Below are 22643 nucleotides of genomic sequence, written 5' to 3' on the forward strand. Positions count from 1 at the left end.
TTCTTCTATTACTCACTTAATCAGGAATTTTATGTCATCCGATCTACCCGCTTCCGTAACGTCCCTGCCACTGATCGGAGTTAATGCATGCAGTCAACGCTTACCTGAAAAACACCCTTTTTTTATTGTTGGCGAAAAGTATGTGCGTGCTGTCTCTGAAGGTGCGGGTGGTATACCGCTGATTATTCCGGCTTTGGGTGCGCAAATCCCACCGGAACAGCTGCTCGAGCAGTTGGATGGTTTGCTGCTGACTGGCTCGCCTTCCAATATAGAACCACATCACTATGATGGCGAACCCAGCGATCCGGGATCGGAACATGATCCTTATCGAGATGCGACAACCTTGCCATTGGTTCGGGCCGCGGTGAAAGCCGGTGTGCCGATTTTGGGTATCTGTCGTGGGTTTCAGGAGATGAACGTGGCACTGGGTGGCACGCTGCATCAAAAAGTGCATGAGGTTGAAGGCTACCGCGACCATCGCGAAGACAAAACTACCTCAATCAATGCACAGTACAATACCCTGGCACATCCGATTACCTTACAGGCCGGTGGTGTATTGGCGAGCATTTGGCCGCAAGCGTCTGAAGTTCAGGTAAATTCTTTGCATGGTCAGGGCGTCCGGACGCTGGCGCCCGGTGTGCAGATAGAGGCGGTGGCTGATGATGGTCTGATTGAGGCTTTTTCGGTGAAACACGCGCAACGCTTCGCCTTAGCGGTTCAGTGGCACCCGGAATGGCAGTGGCAACCGGATGACGGGGTGGGTGAGTTTCCATTTTATCGTGCCATTCTGAAAGCATTTGGAGACGCCTGTCGTCAAAGGCATATTGAACGTACCACTAACAGGACAGGCAAACAGAGTACGGCAGATATTTTATGAAACAACTTGAAGACTGGATGAAAGAGAATCAGATCACCGAAATAGAATGTGTGGTGAGTGATATCAATGGTATAGCACGGGGTAAGATTACCCCGGTATCTAAGTTTATTGCCGAAAAAGGCATGCGCTTGCCTGAAAGCATTCTGCTGCAAACGGTAACCGGCGACTATGTTGAAGATGATATCTACTACGACCTGCTGGACCCGGCCGATATCGACATGATTTGTCATCCGGATCCGGATGCTATTTTTGTGATTCCCTGGGCCTTGGAACCTACGGCTCAGGTAATTCATGACTGCTATGACCGCAATGGCTTGCCGATTAACCTGTCACCTCGTAACCTGCTGAAAAAAGTGCTGCGTTTATATCAGGATCAGGGCTGGAAACCGATAGTGTCTCCAGAAATGGAATTTTACCTTACCAAACGTTGTGAAGATCCTGATCTGCCTTTGCAGCCACCTATCGGACGTTCAGGACGTCAGGAAACCGGTCGTCAATCCTTCTCCATCGATGCGGCCAACGAGTTTGATCCCTTGTTCGAGGATATGTATGACTGGTGTGAAGCACAGGGACTGGATATCGATACCCTGATTCATGAGGAAGGCACGGCGCAGATGGAGATCAATTTCCGTCATGGTGACCCTTTGTCTTTGGCTGATCAGGTGTTTGTATTTAAGCGTACTATGCGTGAAGCGGCTTTGAAGCACGATGTGGCGGCAACCTTTATGGCCAAGCCGGTCAGTAATGAACCGGGCAGCGCAATGCATTTACATCAGAGCGTGGTGGATCTGCATACCGGCGAATCGATCTTCTCGGATGCACAGGGCAAAATGAGTGAGTTGTTTTTGCATCATATTGGTGGTTTGCAGAAGTATATTCCGGAAATCCTGCCGCTGTTGGCGCCCAATGTGAACTCCTTCCGCCGCTTCTTACCGGATACCTCGGCGCCGGTCAACGTAGAGTGGGGACTGGAAAACCGTACCTGTGGCCTGCGTGTACCGGATTCCGATTCGCAGAACCGCCGGGTGGAAAATCGTTTGCCGGGTGCTGATGCCAATGTCTACCTGGCTATTGCCGGGAGTCTGCTTTGCGGCTATCTCGGTATGATGAAAAAAATAAATCCGTCAGCGCCGGTTCAAGGACGCGCCTACGAGCGCCGTAATCTACGTTTACCCCTGACGTTAGAGGCTGCTCTGGAACGTATGGAACACTCCAAGGTGATCCGTGAATACCTGAGCCCTGAGTTTGTAAAGGGCTATATTGCGGTGAAGCGGGTTGAGCATGAGAACTTCAAGCAGGTCATTAGCTCCTGGGAGCGTGAGTTTCTGCTGTTATCTGTTTAATCTGGCAACCACAGCATAAAATTTCAGGTTTTTTTTACGTCAGACTATGTTAAATATGTTTTAACTACGTTTACCTAAGTATGAGGTGCTCAGATGATCAGATCTTTTGAAAAAACCGTGCTTGTTACCGCTATGACGCTCGCCTTAGGTGCAGCGGCGGCGAATGCCAATGAAGTGCGCGTGTACAATTGGTCAGACTACATTGCCGAAGACACGCTGGAGAAGTTTACAGCTGAAACCGGTATTCGTGTGATCTATGATGTGTTCGATAGTAATGAAGTGCTGGAAGCGGCCTTGTTGTCGGGTCGTTCAGGCTATGACCTGGTGGTACCCTCAAACCATTATCTGACCAAGCAGATCAGTGCTGGGGCATTTGTTGAGCTAGACCATAGTAAATTGACTAATCTGGGTAACCTTAGTCCTGAGCTTATGCGTAATCTTGAAGACGTAGATCCGGGTAGTCGTTTTTCTGTGCCCTATCTGTGGGGTACTAATGGCTACGGCTATAACGAAGGCCGTATACAGGAAATTCTTGGTGATGATGCACCGACTGATTCCTGGGCGCTGATGTTTGATCCGGAGGTTACAGCCAAGTTGGCCGCGGCTGGGTGTGGTATCAGTATGCTGGATTCTGGTGACGAGATGCTACCTGCCGCCATGGCCTATCTCGGGCTAAACCCTAATAGTAACGAGGCAGACGATTTTGCTCGTGCAGCCGAAGTGATCAGTGCCGTTCAACCACACATCACTTACTTCCATTCATCGCGTTATATTTCCGATCTGGCTAACGGTGAAATCTGTGTCGGTGCCGGTTATTCCGGTGATATTTTGCAGGCTGCTGATCGTGCTGATGAAGCGGATAACGGTAACGTTATCGTCTATACCATCCCAAAGGAAGGTGCTGCTCTGTGGTTTGATATGCTGGCTATTCCAGACGGCGCCCCGAATATCGACAATGCTCATGCATTGATTAATTTTCTGCTGAAACCTGAAATTATTGGTGATATTACCAACTATGTTTGGTACGCCAACCCCAACGCCGCGGCTGATGAGTTCGTTGATGAGGATATTCTTAACGACTCCTCCATCTATCCGACCGCTGAAGTGAAAGAACACCTGTATATAGCTAAAGAACGCCCGCTGGACACTCAGCGCATTGTTACACGTACCTGGAATCGAGTGAAATCAGGACGTTAATACCCTGGTGGCTGCCAACAGCTGTTGGCAGCCAGTTTTCGTTTGTTGATGATTGGAGGGCTTGCTGATGCTGAGTGGCTCGGGTGCTGTAAAAAATCCACTGGATACTCAAGCTACAACTGAAGTGCTGTTGCAAATTCAGGGTGTGAGTAAGTACTTTGATGATGTATTGGCTGTGGATAATGTCAGCATCGACATTACCCGAGGCGATATTTTTGCGTTGCTGGGTGGATCCGGCTCCGGAAAATCTACGCTGTTGCGTATCTTGGCCGGTTTTGAAAAGCCGAGTGAAGGGCGCATCATTCTGGATGGTAAGGATATTACCGATCTACCGCCCTACGAGCGCCCAATTAATATGATGTTTCAGTCCTACGCGCTGTTTCCGCACATGACCGTGGAACAGAACATCGCTTTTGGTCTGAAACAGGACAAAATTCCCAAAGCTGAAGTTAATCAGCGTGTGGCTGAGATGCTACGACTGGTGAAAATGGAGAAATATGCCAAGCGCCGCCCCGCCCAGCTATCCGGTGGGCAACGCCAGCGTGTTGCTTTGGCGCGTTCCCTGGCCAAGCGGCCTAAGTTATTGCTGCTGGATGAACCTATGGGGGCGCTGGATAAAAAGCTGCGCACAGAAATGCAGCTGGAAGTCGTGGGTATACTGGAAAAAGTGGGTGTGACTTGTGTGCTGGTAACCCATGATCAGGAAGAAGCTATGACAATGGCATGCCGGATTGCCATTATGTCGGAAGGCTGGATTGCGCAGATAGGCTCACCTATCGATATTTACGAGAGCCCTAACAGTCGGATGATTGCTGAATTCATTGGTTCAGTAAATATGTTTGAGTGCCGTATCCAGGAAGATGAAGCTGACAGCCTCACCCTGTCCTGTGCGGAGCTGGAGCAACCTATCTATATCGGTCATGGGGTTAGCACTCGCGCTGAAAGTGAGCTGGCCATGGTCGCACTGCGGCCGGAAAAAACGCTGATCAGTCGCGAGCAGCCAGATTCAGATTATAATTGGTGCTCTGGTAAGGTACAGGATATTGCTTATTTAGGCGGCATATCAGTCTACTATGTCCAGTTACCATCAGGCAGGATCATTCAGGCCAGTATTGCCAATACCGAGCGACGTGGTGACCGACCCACCTGGGGCGATTCCGTCTTTGTCAGTTGGGATGATTCCAGTCCCGTTGTGCTCTGGGATTAAGCTTGATGCGCGGAGGCTTAAGTATGCTGAACAAGATCCGACAAGCGTTACCGAGTGGCCGTCTTCTGGTTTTCGGCATACCCTTTATCTGGTTATCGCTGTTCTTCCTACTGCCCTTCGCGCTGGTACTGAAAATCAGCTTTTCGTCGGCGTTGATCGCGATTCCGCCCTATCAACCTGTGTTCAGTTATATCGATGATACCATTTCGATTGTATTGAATTTGAGCAACTACATTTTTCTGGCGTCTGACAGTCTGTATGTGTCGGCGTATATAGGTTCGCTGAAAATTGCCTTTATTTCGACAGTCCTTTGCCTGCTGTTGGGTTACCCCATGGCCTATGCTATGGCGCGGGCACCTCTGCAGTGGCAATTGGTACTGTTACTGCTGATTATGTTGCCCTCCTGGACCTCCTTCCTGATTCGCGTGTATGCCTGGATGGGCATTTTGAGTAATCAGGGTTTACTGAATAATTTTCTATTGTGGTTGGGTGTGATCAATGAACCGCTGAGGGTGATGAACACCAATATCGCCGTAGTCATAGGTATTGTTTATGCCTATCTACCGTTCATGATTTTGCCGCTTTATGCCAATTTGGTGAAAATGGATGCCAGTTTGCTTGAGGCCGCTTCAGATCTTGGATCGCGCAAGGTCAATACCTTTTGGCGTATTACTTTGCCCTTGTCAAAAGGTGGGATCATAGCTGGTTCCATGCTGGTATTTATTCCTGCAGTGGGTGAATTCGTAATCCCAGAGCTACTGGGTGGACCCAATACACTGATGATCGGTAAGGTGCTGTGGGAAGAGTTCTTTAATAACCGTGACTGGCCTGTAGCCTCGGCGCTGGCCGTTATCATGCTGGCATTGCTGATCATACCGATTATTCTTTTCCATCGTTATCAGTCCAAGGAGATGGAAAAAAATGGCTAAGTTAAGCAATGTCAGCTTTTCCAAAGTGATGCTGGTAGTGGGGTTGCTGTTTCTGTATATCCCCATGGCGATTTTGATGTTTTATTCGTTTAACGCATCGCGACTGGTGACTGTCTGGGCGGGTTTCTCAACGCAATGGTATGTAGAACTCTTCCGTGATCAGCAGTTGTTATCGGCTGTGTGGATGAGTCTTAGGATCGCTTTTTATTCGGCCACCATGGCGGTGTGTATTGGTACTTTGGCGGCCTTGGTGATGACGCGTTTTCGTCGCTTTCGTGGACGGACCATGCTGTCGAGTATGATTACGGCGCCGTTGGTAATGCCTGAGGTAATCACAGGTCTGTCGCTGTTGCTGTTGTTTGTGCATATGGCGCAGATTATCGGTTGGCCAGCTGATCGCGGCATGGTGACTATCTGGATAGCTCACACGACTTTTTGCAGTGCCTATGTGGCCGTGGTGGTGTCATCGCGCCTGCGTGAGCTGGATCTTTCAATCGAGGAGGCCGCCTTAGACCTTGGGGCGACACCTTTTAAAACCTTCTTTCTAATTACGATTCCTATCATTACCCCGGCACTGATCTCCGGCTGGCTGCTGGCATTCACTCTGTCTTTGGATGATCTGGTGATTGCCAGTTTTGTGTCCGGACCGGGAGCCACAACCTTGCCTATGGTGGTGTTCTCATCTGTCAGGCTCGGGGTATCGCCCAAGATCAATGCCTTGGCAACCCTGATTATTCTGGCCGTGTCTGTGATAGCGTTTATTGCCTGGTATCTGATGCGGCGAGCTGAAGAGAAGCGTCGCCGTCCACTACCTGAGTCGATGGAATAGTTTATTTTTCAGCCGGTGGTACGTAACCTTCAGCCTGTTCAAATTCTTCGCCAGCGAAAAACTTTTCCATCTGTTCCTGCAGAAATTTGCGGCTCGCCGGGTCCATCATATTCAGGTGTTTTTCGTTAATTAACATGGTCTGATGTTCAGTCCAGGCTTGCCAGGCCTGTTTGGAAACCGACTCATAAATTTTTTGACCTACCGGACCTGGATAGGGTGGTTTATCCAGACCTTCAAGCTCTTTTTGATACTTGCGACAGAAAACACTACGACTCATCTGTTGCTCCTGAATCACCGCGAGGGTGAGTAGATTGAATAGGTAGCTGCTGAAGCAGCTTTTTAACCGGTGCAGCCAAGCCAATCGCCTGCTGCGGCTGGTCTATGTTATACCAGAGACCGTTGGTGGCTTCCATCACACAGTTTCCAGGGGCTTTTAATTGGTAGACCTGAGGGGTGATGTGCAGATGGTAATGGCTAAAGCTATGCTTCAAAACAGCCAGGGTCTCATCTGGTTGATGTGTAGATAAACTGAAGGGCAAGCCAGGGTCATCGATTTCAGGCAAGCTCCACAGACCACCCCAGATCCCAGTGGGTGGCCGTTGTTGCAGCCAGACTTCCCCGGCTGGATTGCGCACTATGGCTAAACTGACCGCTTTAACAGGGAGAGTTTTACGTGGTTTAGGAGTTGGCAGTTGATCGGTGATCCCCAACGCCCGTGCACGACAGTCAGAGTTAAGCGGGCAGACAGTGCAACTGGGGTTGCTCCGACGGCAGAGCGTTGCACCGAGATCCATAATAGCCTGAGTGTAATCACCATTGCGCTGTTCCGGCGTATGCAGCTCAGCCAGGGTCCAGAGTTGTTTTTGGACAGAGGCTTCACCGCTCCAACCTGTTACGGCATGGTAACGGGCCAGCACCCGTTTAACATTGCCATCCAGAATGGCCGCTTTTTTCCCCAAGGCAATAGATAGTATGGCGCCTGCAGTGGAGCGGCCTATGCCCGGTAGCTGCTCCAGTTCATCCTGAGTATCAGGAAATTCACCGTTAAAGTTCTGGCTAATAATCTGTGCGGCTTTATGCAGGTTACGGGCGCGAGCGTAATAGCCCAGACCAGTCCAGTGGTGCAGCACCCTATCAATAGGGGCCTCTGCCAAGGCTTGTGCATCAGGAAACTCAGCAATAAAGCGCTGAAAATAGGGAATTACCGTTTTGACCTGGGTTTGCTGCAGCATGATCTCAGAAATCCAGGTGTAATAAGGTGATTTTTCGGCCTGCCAGGGCAGGTCATGGCGCCCATGCTGGTCAAACCAGCTCAGCAGAGCGCCACTCATTGTGTTTGTTGTCGCTAGAGTCATTAACGTAACAATCCCCGGATCAACTCACGAGCACCCTCTTCTCCACCGATACGTTCATTAATCTGCTCTTCGATACTACCGCCAATCTGCTCTTCAATTTTACGCTGTACTTCCTGGCGTAGCAGTTGTGTAAATATACTGGTATCAGGACGGCACATCTGCGCGGGAGGCGTGTCGAACTGGCCTTTGCAGTTAACGGGTAGCTCTAAGCCTTCAAGGCGGTTATTTACCGAACAGGTTTGTTGGAACAGGTTTTCCTGAATAGTAAAGCCAAGACGGTAATCGATAGCTTGAGCGGGCAAATCCACTTTGCCCTGCCCTTTGAGCAGCATGGCGTCGAGGGTGGCGCTGAGATCGTTATTTTCTACAACACCCTGGCGGATACGGAAGTTACCCAGCAGATCAGCAAAGGGCGTGGATCTGTCAACCTGCGGGGTGTTGACGCCTAAGGAAGTGACTGTCTGGATGCCCTGGCAGACGGTTTGCGCCATATCTATGCCTTGCAGCACGCCTTCTTTCATACTGATACTGGCAGAGCCATTCAGATTGTTAATCATGGCGTGTATAGAGCCCCCGCTGGTGACTAGCTCTGCTTGCGTTGAGAAGAGTCCGCTGACAGCATCTGAGTCTGCCATCTCTTTTAGCAGTTCACCCACCTGAATGTCGTTAACTTGAAGGTTAGCCTGGGTTGTTACAGGCGTGCTTCGAGCATCCAGGTTGCCGCTGGCATTGAGTTGACCTGAATAGAGCTGAGCAGTCAGCCGGTTGAGATTGATCAGACCATCATCAGCCGTCAGAGTGATGCCTGGATTATTGATGCGCTTTTGCTCGAAAATCAGCGTTTCCAGATCCAGCTCCAGGGATAGATTAAGCGCTTTTAGACTATCAACAGGAAGAATCTCTTCCTGTGACCAGCCTGCTTCACCTTGGTTGGTTTGGCGGTTGGTGTCGTTACTGTTAGAAGTAGCTGTGGAGGCTGTTTGTGGTGGCAGATAATGATCGGCATTCAGCGTATTCCCCTTGAGTGCAAGGGATAGCTGCCCAGTTTGCAGGTTAATGCCCGCAGATCCAGTTAATAGTGTGTCATCCAGAGTAAGGCTCAGTGGTGACAGACTGATAGCCTTGAGGTCGCCGTTGAGTTGCGTTGAAAAGCCTACTTGCTGAAGTGCGCTGGCATTTTGCGTAGTGAGTGGCGGCTGCCCAAGTTCGGTCAACAGAGCCTTCAAATTAAAGGGGGCTGCATCGATACGTCCGCTGATGTCAGGCTCATTAAAATTTTGCAGGCTTAGCTGCCCCTGAAGTGCCAGGCTGCCAAGCGTTACGCTAAGTTGATCGATAATCAAGCTTTCATCCATCAAGTTCAGAGTGATATCCGAACGTAAACTAATTGTTGGAAGATTCGGCGGAAGGCCGCTGCCTCCCAGTTGCAGGTTTATCTGGGTGTCTGCCAGGTTGAAACGCTTCAGATCCCGATTTATCAGAAGATGGGTGTCTAGTTTTGTATTGGCTTCAGTGACGACATCAGCACCTTCAAACAAGCGCAAATTGAAGCTTAGTTCGGTATGAATCGGTTGGTCTAGACGTACGTTGGCTGTTGTTAGTGTCAGGCTACTAAGCTCAATACGGGTGTTTTCAGCCAGATCAGTGTATTGGATGCCTGCCTGCTGCACAGAGATAGATTCGATGTTCAGGTCAACATCGGCTGTTGTGTTAGCTGAACTGGGAGCCTCCGCACTTGGTAAATCGGCGGTTTCGCTTGTTTCTGCCAAGTCGTCTATCCAGTTTACATTGCCATCAGCATCTTTAATTAAATTAAGAGATAGCCCCTCCAGTATCAAATCGCTCATCTCCACACGACCTGAAAACAGTGGCATCAATTGTAGCGAAACCTGTGCTGATGCCAGGCTGCCAAGCTGGGGCTTGCCAGGGTACGCAATAGTTATGGCACCAGTTTGCATGCCTAGCCAAGGATAAAGTGACCAGGCAATATCACCTTCGATGTTGAGTTCCATCCCGGCCTTATCAAGCGCAAGCTGTTCAATTCTTGGTTTATAGTCATTTGGATCCATTACAGAGGTAATGTAAAAGAGTCCGATAGCAATAGCTAAAACCAGGACGACAAAGGTGGCTGCAAGGATTTTGATAAAGCGCTTCATAAGTACGTCTCAGAGTCTGTTTGCAAAAGAAAAATACACTGCTAAATAATTTACGCAGCCTCACTGGGCTTCAGCCCTGCCGTTGGCAGCATCTATACCGTATAATAGCAGCATTTAGTGAATTATTTGCGGAGAATGTTATGGCGCAGCGCACAGCCAGAGTTACCCGGAATACTCTGGAAACCCAGATCACCGTTGCCGTTAATCTGGATGGAAGCGGCAAGTTTGAGGCAGATACCGGTGTCCCTTTTCTGGACCATATGATGGACCAGATTTCCCGTCATGGCCTGATTGATCTGGAAGTGAGTGCCGTAGGTGATCTGCACATTGACGATCACCACACAGTGGAGGATGTCGGCATCACTCTGGGTCAGGCTTTTAAACAGGCCGTAGGGGATAAAACCGGCATACGTCGTTATGGCCATGCCTATGTTCCCCTGGATGAAGCCTTGTCGCGGGTGGTTATCGATTTCTCCGGGCGTCCTGGGCTAGAAATGAACGTTGAGTTTACCCGCGGCCGTATTGGCAGTTTTGATGTAGACCTGTTCAGCGAATTTTTCCATGGCTTTGTTAATCATGCTGGTGTCACGCTACATATTGATAACCTCAAGGGTAAGAACAGTCATCATCAGGCTGAAACTATCTTCAAGGCATTTGGCCGTGCCCTGCGTATGGCGCTGGAGGAAGATCCACGTGCCAAGGGTATGATGCCATCAACCAAAGGGTGCCTGTAAACATGAGCCGTATTGCCGTTATCGATTATGGTATGGGAAACCTGCACTCGGTTGCCAAGGCGCTGGAGCATGTTAACCCTGATGTTGAGGTGCTGGTAACGGCCGATCCACAAGCGGTACGTGATGCCGATAGAGTACTGCTGCCTGGCGTCGGGGCAATTCGTGATTGTATGGCTGAAATACGCCGCTTGGGCGTTGATGTTGAAGTGGCTGAAGCCATTCGCTCCGGTAAACCTTTTTTAGGAATCTGTGTCGGGTTTCAGGCATTGATGGATTTCTCTGAAGAGAATGGCGGTGTGGATTGTCTGGGCGAGTTTGCCGGGCGAGTGAATTTCTTTGGTAATGATTTGCGTGATGCCGATAACCATACCTTGAAAGTTCCGCATATGGGCTGGAATCAGGTGAAACAGGCCAAGTCTCACCCGCTGTGGCAGGGGATTGAAGACAATAGCCGCTTTTACTTTGTACATAGTTATTATGTGAAGCTGGCGCAATCCGAGCAGGTTGCGGGTAGCTGTGAATACGGCGTGCCCTTTGATGTGGCCTTGGCACATAAAAATGTCTTTGCTGTGCAGTTTCACCCCGAAAAAAGCCAGCAGGCAGGTCTTAAACTGTTGCAGAATTTCCTTAGCTGGGATGGACGTGCCTGAACCTTCCGTGTGGAAACATGGGTGTAACCGATTTTGATTAACTGGAAAGAAACATGCTGATTATCCCTGCAATAGATCTGAAAGATGGTAAATGTGTGCGTCTGCGTCAAGGGCGCATGGATGACTCTACGGTGTTCTCGGATAACCCGGTAGATATGGCTGCAAAATGGGTCGAAGCAGGCTGTCGTCGTTTGCACCTGGTTGACCTGAATGGCGCTTTTGCCGGAGAACCGGTCAATGGTGAAATAGTTAAAGCGATTGCACAGGCCTACCCTGACCTGCCGATTCAGATAGGTGGTGGCATTCGTACCGCAGAAACCATAGAGGCTTATCTGAAGGCTGGTGTTGAGTACGTTATTATCGGTACCAAAGCGGTGAAAGATCCAGCTTTTGTAACGGATATGTGCAAGCGCTTTCCTGGCCATATTATCGTTGGTCTGGATGCGCAGGATGGTTATGTGGCCACCGATGGCTGGGCTGAGGTTTCTAGTGTTAAGGCTACTGATCTGGCGATTCAATTCCGCAATGATGGTGTCTCTTCGATCGTTTATACCGATATCAGCCGTGATGGCATGATGCAGGGTGTTAATGTGGAAGCGACTGTCGCGCTGGCTCAGGATGCGGGCATACCGGTTATAGCCTCAGGTGGTGTGACCGATATTGAGGATATTCGTCGTCTTGCAGCAGTTGCCGATAAGGGCATTCTGGGTGCTATTACTGGTCGTGCTATTTATGAAGGCACGCTGGATGTAGCAGAAGCTCAGGCACTCAGTGACCAACTGTGTAAAGCATAAGGAACCGTTATGGGACTGGCTAAGCGTATTATCCCCTGTCTGGATGTTGAAAATGGGCGAGTTGTCAAAGGTGTCAAATTTCTGGATATTCGTGATGCGGGTGACCCAGTAGAAATTGCCCGTCGATACGAGCAGCAAGGTGCCGATGAAATCACTTTTCTAGACATCACTGCCAGTCATGAAGGTCGAGAAACCACTGTGCATACGGTTGAGCGTATGGCAGCTGAAGTGTTTATTCCCCTGACTGTGGGGGGGGGTATTCGGGCCTGTGAAGATATTCGTCGTATGCTGAATGCCGGTGCTGATAAAGTATCTATTAATACAGCGGCGGTATTCAATCCTGATTTTGTTCAGGAAGCTGCATCACGGTTTGGTTCACAATGCATCGTTGTCGCCATTGATGCTAAAAAAGTCTCTCAACCGGGTGAGGCTGACCGTTGGGAAATCTTTACCCACGGTGGTCGTAAGCCAACCGGATTAGATGCTATCGAGTGGGCCGTGAAAATGGTCGATCTGGGGGCGGGTGAGATTCTGCTGACATCAATGGATCAGGATGGCATGAAATCAGGTTTTGATCTGGGCGTCACTCGTGCTATCAGTGAAGCCGTTCATGTGCCTGTTATTGCTTCAGGTGGTGTGGGTAATCTTGATCATCTGGTTGATGGTATTCTGGAAGGTAAAGCCGATGCGGTATTGGCAGCCTCTATTTTCCATTTTAATGAGTACTCCATTCCTGAAGCGAAACTGTATATGCAGTCGCGGGGAATCGAAGTAAGATTATAATCCATAGCTTTTTATAATCAGGGACGTTTGTAATGATAAGAAAAAAAACAAACATCTGGTTAGGCATACTTCTTGTTGGGTGGATGGGGTTTGCCCAGGCAGGCCCACTGATTATTGCAACAGAAGGCGCTTATCCTCCATTTAGCTATTTTGATGAAGCGGGCGGATTGTCTGGCTTTGATGTGGATATTGCCTATGCCCTTTGTGAGACCATGCAGCGGGACTGTGAATTAATTGCGGTGCCTTGGAACGATCTTCTGGATGGTATAGAAAAGGGCCACTATCAGTTGATAGTGGCTAGTATGGCTAAGACGGCTGAACGGGAGGAGCGTGTTGATTTCAGTGATTTTTACTACCGTAGCCATTCAGTTTTCGTTGGTAACCCATACAAGTACTCCAGTAGCAGTCCTGAATCGCTTGAGGGGGTTCGTTTGGCAACGGGTATCGGCACGGTGCAGGAAACTTTCTTAAGGTCACGTTATCCGGCAGCCGATATAGTTGTTACTGAGGATCAAGAGCAGGCACTCGCAAAGTTGGTATCCGGTGAAGTAGATCTGGTGTTGTCCGACAGTATTAATCTTCTGAGTTTTCTACAGTCATCAGAAGGGAGTGCGTTCGATTTTATATCCGAGCCGCTAATAGATGAACTGTTGAAAACAGATGCACATATAGCTGTTGAGAAGGGAAATGATTCATTGCGCTCCGATATCAATCAGGCGCTGATAACCATTCGGTTAAATGGTACCTATGAGCGCATAAACCGCAAGTACATCCCGTTCAGTATCTATTGATATGGCACATCCGAAGTTTATTCCTCAGTTCAAAATGTCTGTAACCCTGTTGGTGGTAGTGCTGGGTTTATTGCTGATGTTTACCCTGGCGCTGATGCTGTCGCTCGGATTGCTTAGAGATATATCGGCTAAAACTCGTGCTACGGCCGAAGATTATTTGCCAGAGCTGCTTCGCACACAGCAAGATGCATTGAAAGTGGAGAAAATTGGCACTTATCTGGACGCTGCTTATCGAGTACAAAGCGCATCAGAAGAACGGCATTATCGATTACTGTCTCAGGTGCTTATTCATAGTTTTATGCTTGATCAGGATGCCTACCTGATGTCCGAAGCCAACAATATCATGTTTGATATCCGTGAGATGCTTGGTGTGAGGCAAATGCAGCGTGAGCTGCAGCAAAAGGTACAAGTACAACTCAGCGAAGCTGACTATACTGACTTGAGTTATTTCGTTGGTTTTTTTTCAGCTATCTCCGTTCAGTCCATTCAAATGGAAAGTTTGCAAAATATACTGGAACGGCTCAAGACTCGCCTGACGCCGGATGATTTCGACAGCCTGCTTTACCATATCAACTTTATATCTGATCTGAATGTTCAACTAGACTGGCTGGTAAAAGATACCCATGAGCGGATTGAACACCTGTCCGCTTACCTTAGCTCTGATGCCGCATTGAAGGCACGGTTGATTACCCGTGATATCGGTGATGATGCGTTGAAAATCAGTAATTATTTTTTGATACTGATCGCCTTGTTGATCTTTGTTTCGGCCATCATACTGTTTTCGTTCCAGCGTCTTATTCTTCGTCCTGTTCAAGAACTGGTTAATGGACTGCGTGCAATTGAAGGACAAGGGGAGCGTCCTATCAGGTTGCAGCCACTGTGTTTTAAAGAGCTGGATACTATTCGCCAATCGATAGAAGATTATTCCAGTCTTGCTCATCGCCTGCAAAAAGCAAACCTGGAACTTGAGCGTTTGTCACAGATGGATGGATTGACCGGGCTGGCTAACCGACGTTGTCTGGATCAGTCGCTGGACACAGAAGTAGGGCGTTCATTGCGTTACCACCATCCGTTGGCTGTGTTGATGATCGATATCGATCACTTTAAGCGACTGAATGATACCTATGGACATCAGTTGGGTGACGAATGTTTGAAGGAGATGGCGAGGATATTTCAGCGGTTCACTCATCGGCCTGGAGAGTTGGCTGCACGCTTTGGTGGTGAAGAGTTTACCCTGATCTTTCCGGAAACTACGGTTGAAGATGCGTTGCAAATTGCAGAAACATTGCATGCCGAATGCCGTAAAATTTCGCTGTTACCTGATAAGTCAGTAAGTCTTTCTGTGAGTATCGGAATTGCCTGCTTCCGAATGGGGGTAACTGATTCAGCGGAGCGCTTGCTTAAGCATGCGGATCAGGCGCTCTACGACGCTAAGTCTGCAGGACGCAACTGTACCCGCATTTATGGTTGAGTTCATGTGGTGCAGTCACATTTAGACTAAGCTTAGTGCAGCTTGCGAGTTGTATTGACGCTAGCTCTGTGATTATTGCGGCAAACCTAGCCGTCTTGCTGAAGTAGGGAGGAAATGATGAATCCATTAGAAACTGTAGATTTGGTTTGCCCTTATTGCAGTGAACCTTTTTCATTGACGGTAGACTGTAGTGGTGGTGATCAGGAATACACGGAAGACTGCTCTGTTTGCTGCGCGCCGGTTTCAATCCGTGTAGTGATCGGTAATGCTCTTGAGGTTTCGGTAGAGCGAGAGAGTGATTGAGCTCACTCTGTGCAGTCTGTCGCCCTATTTATGCAGTTGCAGCGCAATTTTGAGTAACTCCGGATCCAGGCCTTTACGGTAGCGGATTAAGTCATCCAGCGGTATGTCGACGACTTCTCCTTTATTCACCCCCACCATAATATCGCTGTAGCCTGCGAGAAGGTATTCTACGGCGACAGCTCCCAGGCAGGATGCCAATACTCGATCGTGACCGCTAGGACGCCCTCCTCGCTGAATATGCCCAAGAATAGATATATGTGGTGACAGACCATGCTGCTGTAATTCATTAGCAATTTTGCTGGTTAAATCGGGTTCATTGCCTTCGGCGACGACAATAATGCCACTGGAGCCGGTGCCTGCTTTGCGGGATGTGGCTAGCTGCAGTGCTACCTCTGCAATATTGACGGCATATTCAGGTACCAGAATCATTTCTGCACCGGCAGCAATCCCCACATGGGTAGCCAGGAAGCCTGAATTACGCCCCATCACTTCAACCAGGAAGTGGCGTTCATGGGAATCGGCGGTATCCCGAATGCGGTCGATAGCATCCAGAGCAGTATTCATAGCGGTATCGAAGCCGATAGTGTCTTCCGTGCCGAATATATCATTGTCTATCGTACCTGGCAGGCCTATAACCAAAACACCAGTCTCTTCTTCAAGCAGGTGCGCGCCAGTCAGAGAGCCATCGCCTCCGATGACAATCAAAGCCTCTACGCCGTGTGAGTGCAGAATCTCAGCGGCTTGTTTGCGACAGGCTGGGTCATGGAATTCAGGGCAACGGGCACTTTTCAGGAAAGTGCCACCACGTTGGACGATATTGGACACGGATGCTGAAGATAGCACCTCAATATCATTTTGCAGCAGTCCGGTGAAGCCACGATGAATGCCCTGAACAGTGATTCCATAACTCAAGGCTGTTCGCACGACACCGCGTATGGCTGCATTCATGCCAGGGGAGTCACCGCCACTGGTTAATACAGCGATAGAGGTGATTTCGCGAGTCGCTTCAAGGGTTGGAAGATTGTACATGGCACGGATCCTGAGCCAGATAAAGACATAGCTATAGACTATACTGTTTTAAAGTAATTTTCGCCTGTTCGGTTTTACCATCAGTAGCGCCTACATTCAGTTGATTAACCAGGCTTGAAAAAAAACAGTGCGCGGCTGGAGATGTTTACCAATGTGGCCAATACTGAAATTATTCGATCATCATTTATGCGAGTGCAGTATGGAAAATAAAGATGTTGAGTAAGTATAAGTCAACCATAGGAATTTTTCTGCTAGCTGGGTTGAGCACCGCCGTGTTTGCACAATCGGACCCCGGAATGAGCAGTGCGGTAACTATCGGAACCGGTGGTGTTACGGGTGTGTATTACCCAGCTGGAGGCGCTGTGTGTCGTTTGGTTAATCGCACTCGATCTGAACATGGAGTACGTTGTGCGGTTCGTGCTACAGGTGGAACAGTGATTAATCTGAAAGCCCTGCAGACGGGTGATCTAGAGCTGGGTCTGGCACAATCGGATTGGCAGCACCATGCCTATATGGGAACGTCCGACACTTTTGCCTCTGATGGTCCTGACTCTGAACTTCGCTCAGTTTTTTCACTGCATTCGGAGTCCTTCACTGTATTGGCGCGAGCTGATTCTGGCATTACCTCACTCGATGATCTTAAGGGAAAGCGGGTCAATATTGGCAATCCTGGCTCGGGACAGTTTGCTACCATGCAGGTGCTGATGGAGGCCAAGGGTTGGGAGTTGGATGATTTTCTGGAAGCAAGAACCTTTGGGCCGGTTGAGCAGGCCAGTGCATTGTGTGATAACCGCATAGATGCAACTGTGTACACAGTGGGACATCCAAGCGGTGTAGTTCAGGAAGCAACAACTACTTGTGATGTACATATTATTGGCGCTTATGATGAGCAGGTTCGCTCACTGGTTGAAGAACACAGCTATTATCGTATTTCATCGATTCCCGCCGGAATCTATAAGGGAAATGCCGGTGAGATTTATTCTTTTGGTGTTGTGGCAACACTGGTTACGCACTCCCGTGTGCCAGATGACGTGATCTATGCGCTGGTTAAAGCCGTGTTCGATGATTTTGATACGTTTAAGGGCTTGCATCCGGCTTTTGCAGAGCTGGTGCCTGAAGCCATGGTGCGGGAAGCACTTACGGCTCCTTTGCATCCGGGTGCCAGGCGCTTTTACGAAGAAAAGGGCCTTATCCTGCCAGAAGATAGATAATACTTTGATAATTCGCGCTTAATGGGCTATTTTTAGACTTTAGTTACATGATCCTGCGATGCAGGCAAAGTTCTGCTGACTGACAGCAGGCGTAAATGGTTAGTGTATTAACCCAGCCAGATGGGTCTGGGTAGCAAAATAAAATATAAACCTGATGAGGTAAGTTATATGAAGCGTCTTTCTCTAGCAGCCGCCGTAACCGGCATTGTACTTGGTGCAACTGCTTTCTCGACCCAGGCTGTCGCAGAACAGAAATTTATTACTATCGGTACTGGTGGGCAAACAGGTGTTTATTATGTTGTGGGCCAATCGGTTTGCCGCATGGTAAATCGTAATAGTGATGAGCATGGTGTTCGCTGTAATGCGCCGTCAACTGGTGGCTCAGTAGCTAACGTTAATGGTATGAAAAACGCTGAGTTGGATATGGGCGTTGTGCAGTCAGATGTTCACTTCCGCGCCTATAATGGTGAAGGTAATTTTGAAGAAGAAGGTGCTTGGGGTGATATGCGTTCAGTGTTCACTATGCACGGTGAGCCTCTGACCGTTGTTGCACGTTCTGATTCCGGAATTTCTGATTTCACTGACTTAAAAGGTAAGCGGGTTAACATTGGTAATCCTGGCTCAGGTCAGCGCAATACCATGGATGTTGTAATGAATGCCATGGGTTGGACGGTAGATGATTTTGCTCTGGCATCACAGTTGGATGCGGCTGAACAGTCATCCGCTTTGGCAGATAACAACATTGATGCCATGGTGTATGTAGTTGGTCACCCGAATGGTTCTATCCAGGAAGCTACAACGACCGTTGATGCAAAACTGGTATCTGTGTCAGGTGCAGAAATAGATGAGCTTGTTGATGCTTATCCTTATTACACTCGTTCCGTGATTCCTGGTGGTCTTTACCGCGGTAATGATGAAGATGTATCGACCTTCGGTGTAGCTGCTACTTTTGTTAGTCATGCGGGTGTTGATGAAGAGACCGTTTACCAGACAGTTAAAGCGGTGTTTGATAACTTTGATCGCTTTAAGCGTCTCCATCCTGCTTTCGCAAACCTGAATGAAGCCGATATGATTGCCGATGGTTTAACTGCTCCTATTCACGATGGCGCGATGCGTTATTATGTTGAGCGTGGCTGGATGCAGGAGTAACTAGCCGATAAGTTAAATAAATGCGCGTCCTAATCCGGCGCGCATTTTTTTGTACAGGATGTACCCTATACCAGTATTTAGCACTATTTAGTTCTAGCTAAGTTGTAACGATAAGGAAGTAGAGGCCACAAGCCTCAACTTTCCTTGGCTCTCTGAACATGACTACAGGGCAAACAGATGACTAACGATACGCATCAGCCAGCAAAGCCGGCAATTGATCTTGATGAAATGGTAGCAGCTTCTGATACGGGTGCGCGGGCTCCTGATGGAATACAGGGAAAGTTGTTGGTTAGCATCGCTGCGGCTTGGTCGCTGTTTCAGTTATGGATTGCATCACCTTTGCCTTATATGGTTGGCTTTGGTGTTTTTAACTCAACCGAAGCCCGCTCAATTCATCTGACCTTTGCCCTGACACTGGCTTTTATGGCCTACCCGGCCTTCAAGCGTTCACCTCGTAACCATATTCCTTTGCCTGACTGGGTTATAGGGCTGGTCGCGGCATTTTGTGCGTTGTATATCTATATTTTCTATACGCAGCTATCCGGGCGCCCGGGAGCGCCGCTCACTCAAGATGTTATTATTGGTGTGATGGGATTGGTGTTGTTGTTGGAGGCGACACGTCGTGCGCTTGGGCCTCCACTGGTAGTTGTTGCTTCAGTATTTCTTATCTACAGCCTGTTGGGTCCGCATATGCCTGGCATCCTGGCTCATCGTGGTGTCAGTGTAAATGGTTTAATTAACCATCAATGGTTGACTGCTCAGGGGGTGTTCGGTATCGCGCTGGGTGTTTCAACCAGCTTTGTATTTCTCTTTGTTCTGTTTGGCGCCTTGCTGGATAAGGCTGGTGCTGGCAACTATTTTATAAAAGTCGCCTTCTCTCTGCTTGGACATTATCGTGGTGGTCCAGCTAAAGCCGCCGTTGTTGCATCAGGTATGACAGGCTTGATTTCCGGTTCCTCGATTGCAAACACAGTAACCACAGGTACCTTCACTATTCCGATGATGAAGCGCGTAGGCTTCAGCTCGGAAAAAGCGGGTGCAGTTGAAGTGTCTGCATCGGTCAATGGGCAGATTATGCCGCCGGTTATGGGGGCTGCGGCCTTCTTGATGGTTGAATATGTCGGTATATCTTATGTGGAAGTCATCAAGCATGCCTTTTTGCCAGCTGTAATCTCATATATTGCGCTGATGTATATCGTTCACCTTGAAGCCCTGAAAGCCAATATGCAGGGATTACCATCGGCTAACCCGGCAAGGCCCTTGCTCAATAAGGTGATCAGCTTTATGACTGGCCTTATTTTAGTTATGGCACTGTCTTTTGCTGTTTACTATGGATTGGGTTGGCTTAAGCCTCTGCTGGGGGACGCTACTCCTTGGGTGGTTTCTGTGGCTTTGGCAATTGCCTATGTGGGGTTGCTGAAATTAAGTGCGAGATATCCTGAGCTTGAACTTGATGACCCTAATTCAGAGGTCGTCAACTTGCCACAGACACGCCCAACGGTCATGGTTGGGTTACATTATATACTTCCGGTTGTTGTGTTGGTCTGGTGTTTGATGGTGGAGCGCCTGTCGCCTGGGCTCTCTGCTTTCTGGGCAACCGTATTCATGATTTTTATTATGCTGACACAGCGCCCTCTGATTGCCTTGTTTAGAGACCGTAGCAAGCCGCTGGAGGACTTCAAAGAGGGTGGGCGTGACTTGTGGAGCGGCCTGGTGACAGGCGCTCGCAATATGATCGGTATAGGCATAGCAACAGCAACGGCGGGTATTGTTGTTGGGGCTGTATCGCAGACAGGGGTAGGTCTAGTGCTGGCTGATGTGGTTGAAATTCTAGCTATGGGTAACCTGATGCTGATTCTGCTGCTCACGGCTGTGCTGAGCCTGATTTTGGGGATGGGTTTGCCAACAACAGCAAATTATATTGTTGTTTCGGCACTGATGGCTCCGGTTGTGGTTATGCTAGGGCAGCAGAATGGTCTGTTGGTGCCTTTGATAGCGGTGCATTTATTCGTATTTTATTTCGGTATTATGGCGGATGTAACTCCACCTGTGGGGTTGGCCTCCTTTGCGGCAGCGGCTGTCTCGGGAGGAGATCCACTTCGAACCGGGTTCCAGGCCTTCTATTACAGTATGCGAACGGCGGCGTTGCCCTTCTTGTTCATTTTTAATACTGACCTGTTGCTTATTGATGTCACTGTAATGCAGGGGATATTAATATTTATCGTGTCGACGATTGCGATGTTGATTTTTGCTGCAGCTACACAGGGCTATATGTTAACTCGCAGTCGTTGGTATGAAACCCTGCTGTTATTGTTGGTAGCATTTACGTTATTCCGTCCGGGATATTGGATGGATAAGGTTCATGATCCCTATCAGACAGTACCACCTGCTGAATTTAGCGAGGCTCTGATGAAGGTTGACTCAGGCAGTAATCTGCGTGTCCAGGTAGCCGGTGAAGATGATTTTGGTGATCCGTTGCTAACTTATCGGCTGATTCCGGTACCCGGTGGTCAAACAGCTGATGAGCGTATGCAAAATTTAGGACTTGAATTATATGTAGATGGTGATCGCGCCTTTGTTGATATGGTTGAGTTTGGCAGCTTGGCTGCAGACATAGGGTTCGACTTTGATCAAGAGATAGTAGAGGTAAGTGCTCCAGTTGATCGTTGGGCTAAAGAGTGGGTATGGGTACCTGGATTTATGCTATTTGGCCTTGTTTACTGGTTGCAAAGACGCCGGCATGCTCGTAAGGAGCAAGCTGGTCAAACTGTTACAGCGGCATAGGAGTTTTAACTATGTATAACAAAATATTAATGCCGGTGGTGTTAAGTGAGCCTAACTCATGGAAGCGTGCCTTGCCTGTAGCTCTAAATTTATGCAAGACCTATGATGCTTCTTTGCATGTGCTCACTGTGATACCCGACTTTTCCATGCCAATGGTGGGGTCCTTCTTTCCTAAGGATTTCTCGTCTAAAGCACATGCCTTACTCAAGGAGGAGTTGAAGAAGTTCGTGAAGGAAAACATACCAGAAGAAATTAAAGTTCAGCGAATAGTAGCGGACGGATCTCCGTGGGAAACGATTGTAACCATTGCTAAAGAAATCGATGCAGACTTGATTGTCATGGCAGCACATAACAAGCGTAAATTCGCAGACTATGTGCTGGGACCCAATTCAGCTCATGTGGTCAAGCATAGTAATATATCGGTGATGGTGGTGCGCTGAGTACAAGTTTCGGCAGCTATTTTGTGCGTGTTTGGATCACGGATAATTAAATGAGTCTAAAAGTTTTGCTACCTGTTGATCTCCAGGATAGAGATGCTGCAATAGCGGGTTTGATGAAGGTTATGAAGTACCTTGGAGGACAGGAAGTGTGCATGCACTTCATGTCCATACTGCCGGGGAAGCCTGTTCCATTACTCGCTTCGTATGTCTCAAAAGAAGAGGTGGAAAGTGCGTTGTCTGTATTGAAAGATGATTTGATCTTATTGGTTAAGCAGGCATTACCACAATTAACAGACTTTTCTGTACAGACCACAGAGGGTGTGGTGCATAAAGAAATTTTGAAGTATGCAAGGGAATTGCAGCCTCAACTGATTATGCTGCCCAGTCATAGTCACTCTAAACTAGAAAATATTCTTATAGGCTCAGTGACGTCAAAGGTAGTTGAGCAAGCCTGCTGTTCAGTTTTAGTCGTCCGGTAAAATAACTACAAAAACTCGCAAAAATTCGTTGACCAGCCAGATTTTGATCTATACTATACGCACCTCGCTTGAGACAACAGCCCAACACATCGGGTAGCTCAAGCCGCTCTTTAACAAATTAATCAGGTAATG

General features: G+C 48.5%; 22 protein-coding genes. 18 read left to right on the top strand and 4 right to left on the bottom strand.

Translation table 11 applies throughout. The features are described from left to right. Nucleotides 1-31 precede the first annotated feature (31 nt). The 6 genes from ACN0R1_RS16025 (at nt 32) to ACN0R1_RS16050 (ending at nt 6382) form a co-directional block, all read left to right on the top strand. Nucleotides 32-877, top strand: coding sequence for a gamma-glutamyl-gamma-aminobutyrate hydrolase family protein (locus tag ACN0R1_RS16025; RefSeq protein WP_417584654.1), 846 nt, complete (start codon nt 32-34; stop codon nt 875-877). Beyond that, on the top strand, nt 874-2220 hold the full coding sequence (locus ACN0R1_RS16030; protein WP_417584656.1) for a glutamine synthetase family protein: 1347 nt from the start codon (nt 874-876) through the stop codon (nt 2218-2220). The genes ACN0R1_RS16025 and ACN0R1_RS16030 overlap by 4 nt, the downstream gene beginning before the upstream one ends. Nucleotides 2221-2313: 93 nt before the next feature. Continuing rightward, nucleotides 2314-3417: a polyamine ABC transporter substrate-binding protein gene (locus ACN0R1_RS16035; protein WP_417584658.1), complete on the top strand. Its 1104-nt coding sequence runs from the start codon at nt 2314-2316 to the stop codon at nt 3415-3417. Nucleotides 3418-3484: 67 nt separating this feature from the next. After that, nucleotides 3485-4624 (top strand): polyamine ABC transporter ATP-binding protein, encoded by a 1140-nt coding sequence (potA, locus tag ACN0R1_RS16040; RefSeq protein ID WP_417584660.1) that lies wholly within the window; start codon nt 3485-3487, stop codon nt 4622-4624. A gap of 23 nt (nt 4625-4647) precedes the next feature. Continuing rightward, nucleotides 4648-5553, top strand: a complete 906-nt coding sequence (locus tag ACN0R1_RS16045; protein WP_417584662.1) for an ABC transporter permease subunit — start codon at nt 4648-4650, stop codon at nt 5551-5553. Beyond that, nucleotides 5546-6382 (top strand): ABC transporter permease subunit, encoded by an 837-nt coding sequence (locus ACN0R1_RS16050; protein WP_417584664.1) that lies wholly within the window; start codon nt 5546-5548, stop codon nt 6380-6382. The genes ACN0R1_RS16045 and ACN0R1_RS16050 overlap by 8 nt, the downstream gene beginning before the upstream one ends. A gap of 1 nt (nt 6383) precedes the next feature. On the opposite strand, the gene ACN0R1_RS16055 is transcribed toward ACN0R1_RS16050, so the two are convergent. The 3 genes from ACN0R1_RS16055 to ACN0R1_RS16065 are packed head-to-tail and all read right to left on the bottom strand — an operon-like array spanning nt 6384 to nt 9893. After that, nucleotides 6384-6659 carry an oxidative damage protection protein gene (locus ACN0R1_RS16055; RefSeq protein ID WP_417584666.1) on the bottom strand — a complete coding sequence of 92 codons (276 nt, stop codon included), beginning with the start codon at nt 6657-6659 and terminating at the stop codon, nt 6384-6386. Further along, nucleotides 6649-7737, bottom strand: a complete 1089-nt coding sequence (gene mutY / locus ACN0R1_RS16060) for an A/G-specific adenine glycosylase (protein ID WP_417584668.1) — start codon at nt 7735-7737, stop codon at nt 6649-6651. Before mutY ends, ACN0R1_RS16055 begins: the two co-directional genes overlap by 11 nt. Next, nucleotides 7737-9893 (bottom strand): AsmA family protein, encoded by a 2157-nt coding sequence (locus ACN0R1_RS16065; protein WP_417584670.1) that lies wholly within the window; start codon nt 9891-9893, stop codon nt 7737-7739. Before ACN0R1_RS16065 ends, mutY begins: the two co-directional genes overlap by 1 nt. Nucleotides 9894-10033: 140 nt before the next feature. On the opposite strand from ACN0R1_RS16065, the gene hisB reads away from it, so the two are divergent. The 7 genes from hisB to ACN0R1_RS16100 all read left to right on the top strand — a co-directional run bounded on the left by hisB (nt 10034) and on the right by ACN0R1_RS16100 (nt 15419). Continuing rightward, nucleotides 10034-10627 (top strand): imidazoleglycerol-phosphate dehydratase HisB, encoded by a 594-nt coding sequence (gene hisB / locus ACN0R1_RS16070; RefSeq protein WP_417584672.1) that lies wholly within the window; start codon nt 10034-10036, stop codon nt 10625-10627. Nucleotides 10628-10629: 2 nt separating this feature from the next. Next, a complete protein-coding gene (gene hisH, locus ACN0R1_RS16075; protein WP_417584674.1) occupies nt 10630-11277 on the top strand; it encodes an imidazole glycerol phosphate synthase subunit HisH in 648 nt (215 codons plus the stop codon). Nucleotides 11278-11330: 53 nt separating this feature from the next. Continuing rightward, on the top strand, nt 11331-12071 hold the full coding sequence (gene hisA / locus ACN0R1_RS16080; protein ID WP_417584676.1) for a 1-(5-phosphoribosyl)-5-[(5-phosphoribosylamino)methylideneamino]imidazole-4-carboxamide isomerase: 741 nt from the start codon (nt 11331-11333) through the stop codon (nt 12069-12071). 9 nt (nt 12072-12080) lie between these two features. Continuing rightward, a complete protein-coding gene (gene hisF / locus ACN0R1_RS16085) occupies nt 12081-12854 on the top strand; it encodes an imidazole glycerol phosphate synthase subunit HisF (RefSeq protein WP_417584678.1) in 774 nt (257 codons plus the stop codon). 32 nt (nt 12855-12886) lie between these two features. Next, the gene (locus ACN0R1_RS16090) at nt 12887-13645 is read left to right on the top strand and encodes a transporter substrate-binding domain-containing protein (protein WP_417584680.1); all 759 of its coding nucleotides are present in this window, start codon (nt 12887-12889) and stop codon (nt 13643-13645) included. A gap of 1 nt (nt 13646) precedes the next feature. Beyond that, nucleotides 13647-15116 (top strand): GGDEF domain-containing protein, encoded by a 1470-nt coding sequence (locus ACN0R1_RS16095; RefSeq protein WP_417584682.1) that lies wholly within the window; start codon nt 13647-13649, stop codon nt 15114-15116. Nucleotides 15117-15233: 117 nt separating this feature from the next. Continuing rightward, nucleotides 15234-15419, top strand: a complete 186-nt coding sequence (locus tag ACN0R1_RS16100; protein WP_417584684.1) for a CPXCG motif-containing cysteine-rich protein — start codon at nt 15234-15236, stop codon at nt 15417-15419. Nucleotides 15420-15443: 24 nt separating this feature from the next. Here ACN0R1_RS16100 and pfkA read toward each other — a convergent pair whose 3' ends face one another. Then, nucleotides 15444-16448 (bottom strand): 6-phosphofructokinase, encoded by a 1005-nt coding sequence (gene pfkA, locus ACN0R1_RS16105; RefSeq protein ID WP_417584686.1) that lies wholly within the window; start codon nt 16446-16448, stop codon nt 15444-15446. A gap of 212 nt (nt 16449-16660) precedes the next feature. On the opposite strand from pfkA, the gene ACN0R1_RS16110 reads away from it, so the two are divergent. The 5 genes from ACN0R1_RS16110 (at nt 16661) to ACN0R1_RS16130 (ending at nt 22511) form a co-directional block, all read left to right on the top strand. Further along, the gene (locus ACN0R1_RS16110) at nt 16661-17659 is read left to right on the top strand and encodes a TAXI family TRAP transporter solute-binding subunit (protein WP_417584688.1); all 999 of its coding nucleotides are present in this window, start codon (nt 16661-16663) and stop codon (nt 17657-17659) included. Nucleotides 17660-17827: 168 nt separating this feature from the next. Beyond that, entirely contained in the window at nt 17828-18808 is a 981-nt protein-coding gene (locus ACN0R1_RS16115) for a TAXI family TRAP transporter solute-binding subunit (protein WP_417584690.1), read from the top strand. A 177-nt stretch (nt 18809-18985) separates the two neighbouring features. Next, nucleotides 18986-21592 (top strand): TRAP transporter permease, encoded by a 2607-nt coding sequence (locus tag ACN0R1_RS16120; protein WP_417584692.1) that lies wholly within the window; start codon nt 18986-18988, stop codon nt 21590-21592. 11 nt (nt 21593-21603) lie between these two features. Beyond that, nucleotides 21604-22032 carry a universal stress protein gene (locus tag ACN0R1_RS16125; RefSeq protein WP_417584694.1) on the top strand — a complete coding sequence of 143 codons (429 nt, stop codon included), beginning with the start codon at nt 21604-21606 and terminating at the stop codon, nt 22030-22032. A gap of 50 nt (nt 22033-22082) precedes the next feature. Further along, a complete protein-coding gene (locus ACN0R1_RS16130; protein ID WP_417584696.1) occupies nt 22083-22511 on the top strand; it encodes a universal stress protein in 429 nt (142 codons plus the stop codon). Nucleotides 22512-22643: the final 132 nt, after the last annotated feature.

It is taken from the genome of Nitrincola sp. (assembly GCF_048264025.1).
In the GTDB taxonomy this organism is placed as follows: Bacteria; Pseudomonadota; Gammaproteobacteria; order Pseudomonadales; family Balneatricaceae; genus Nitrincola.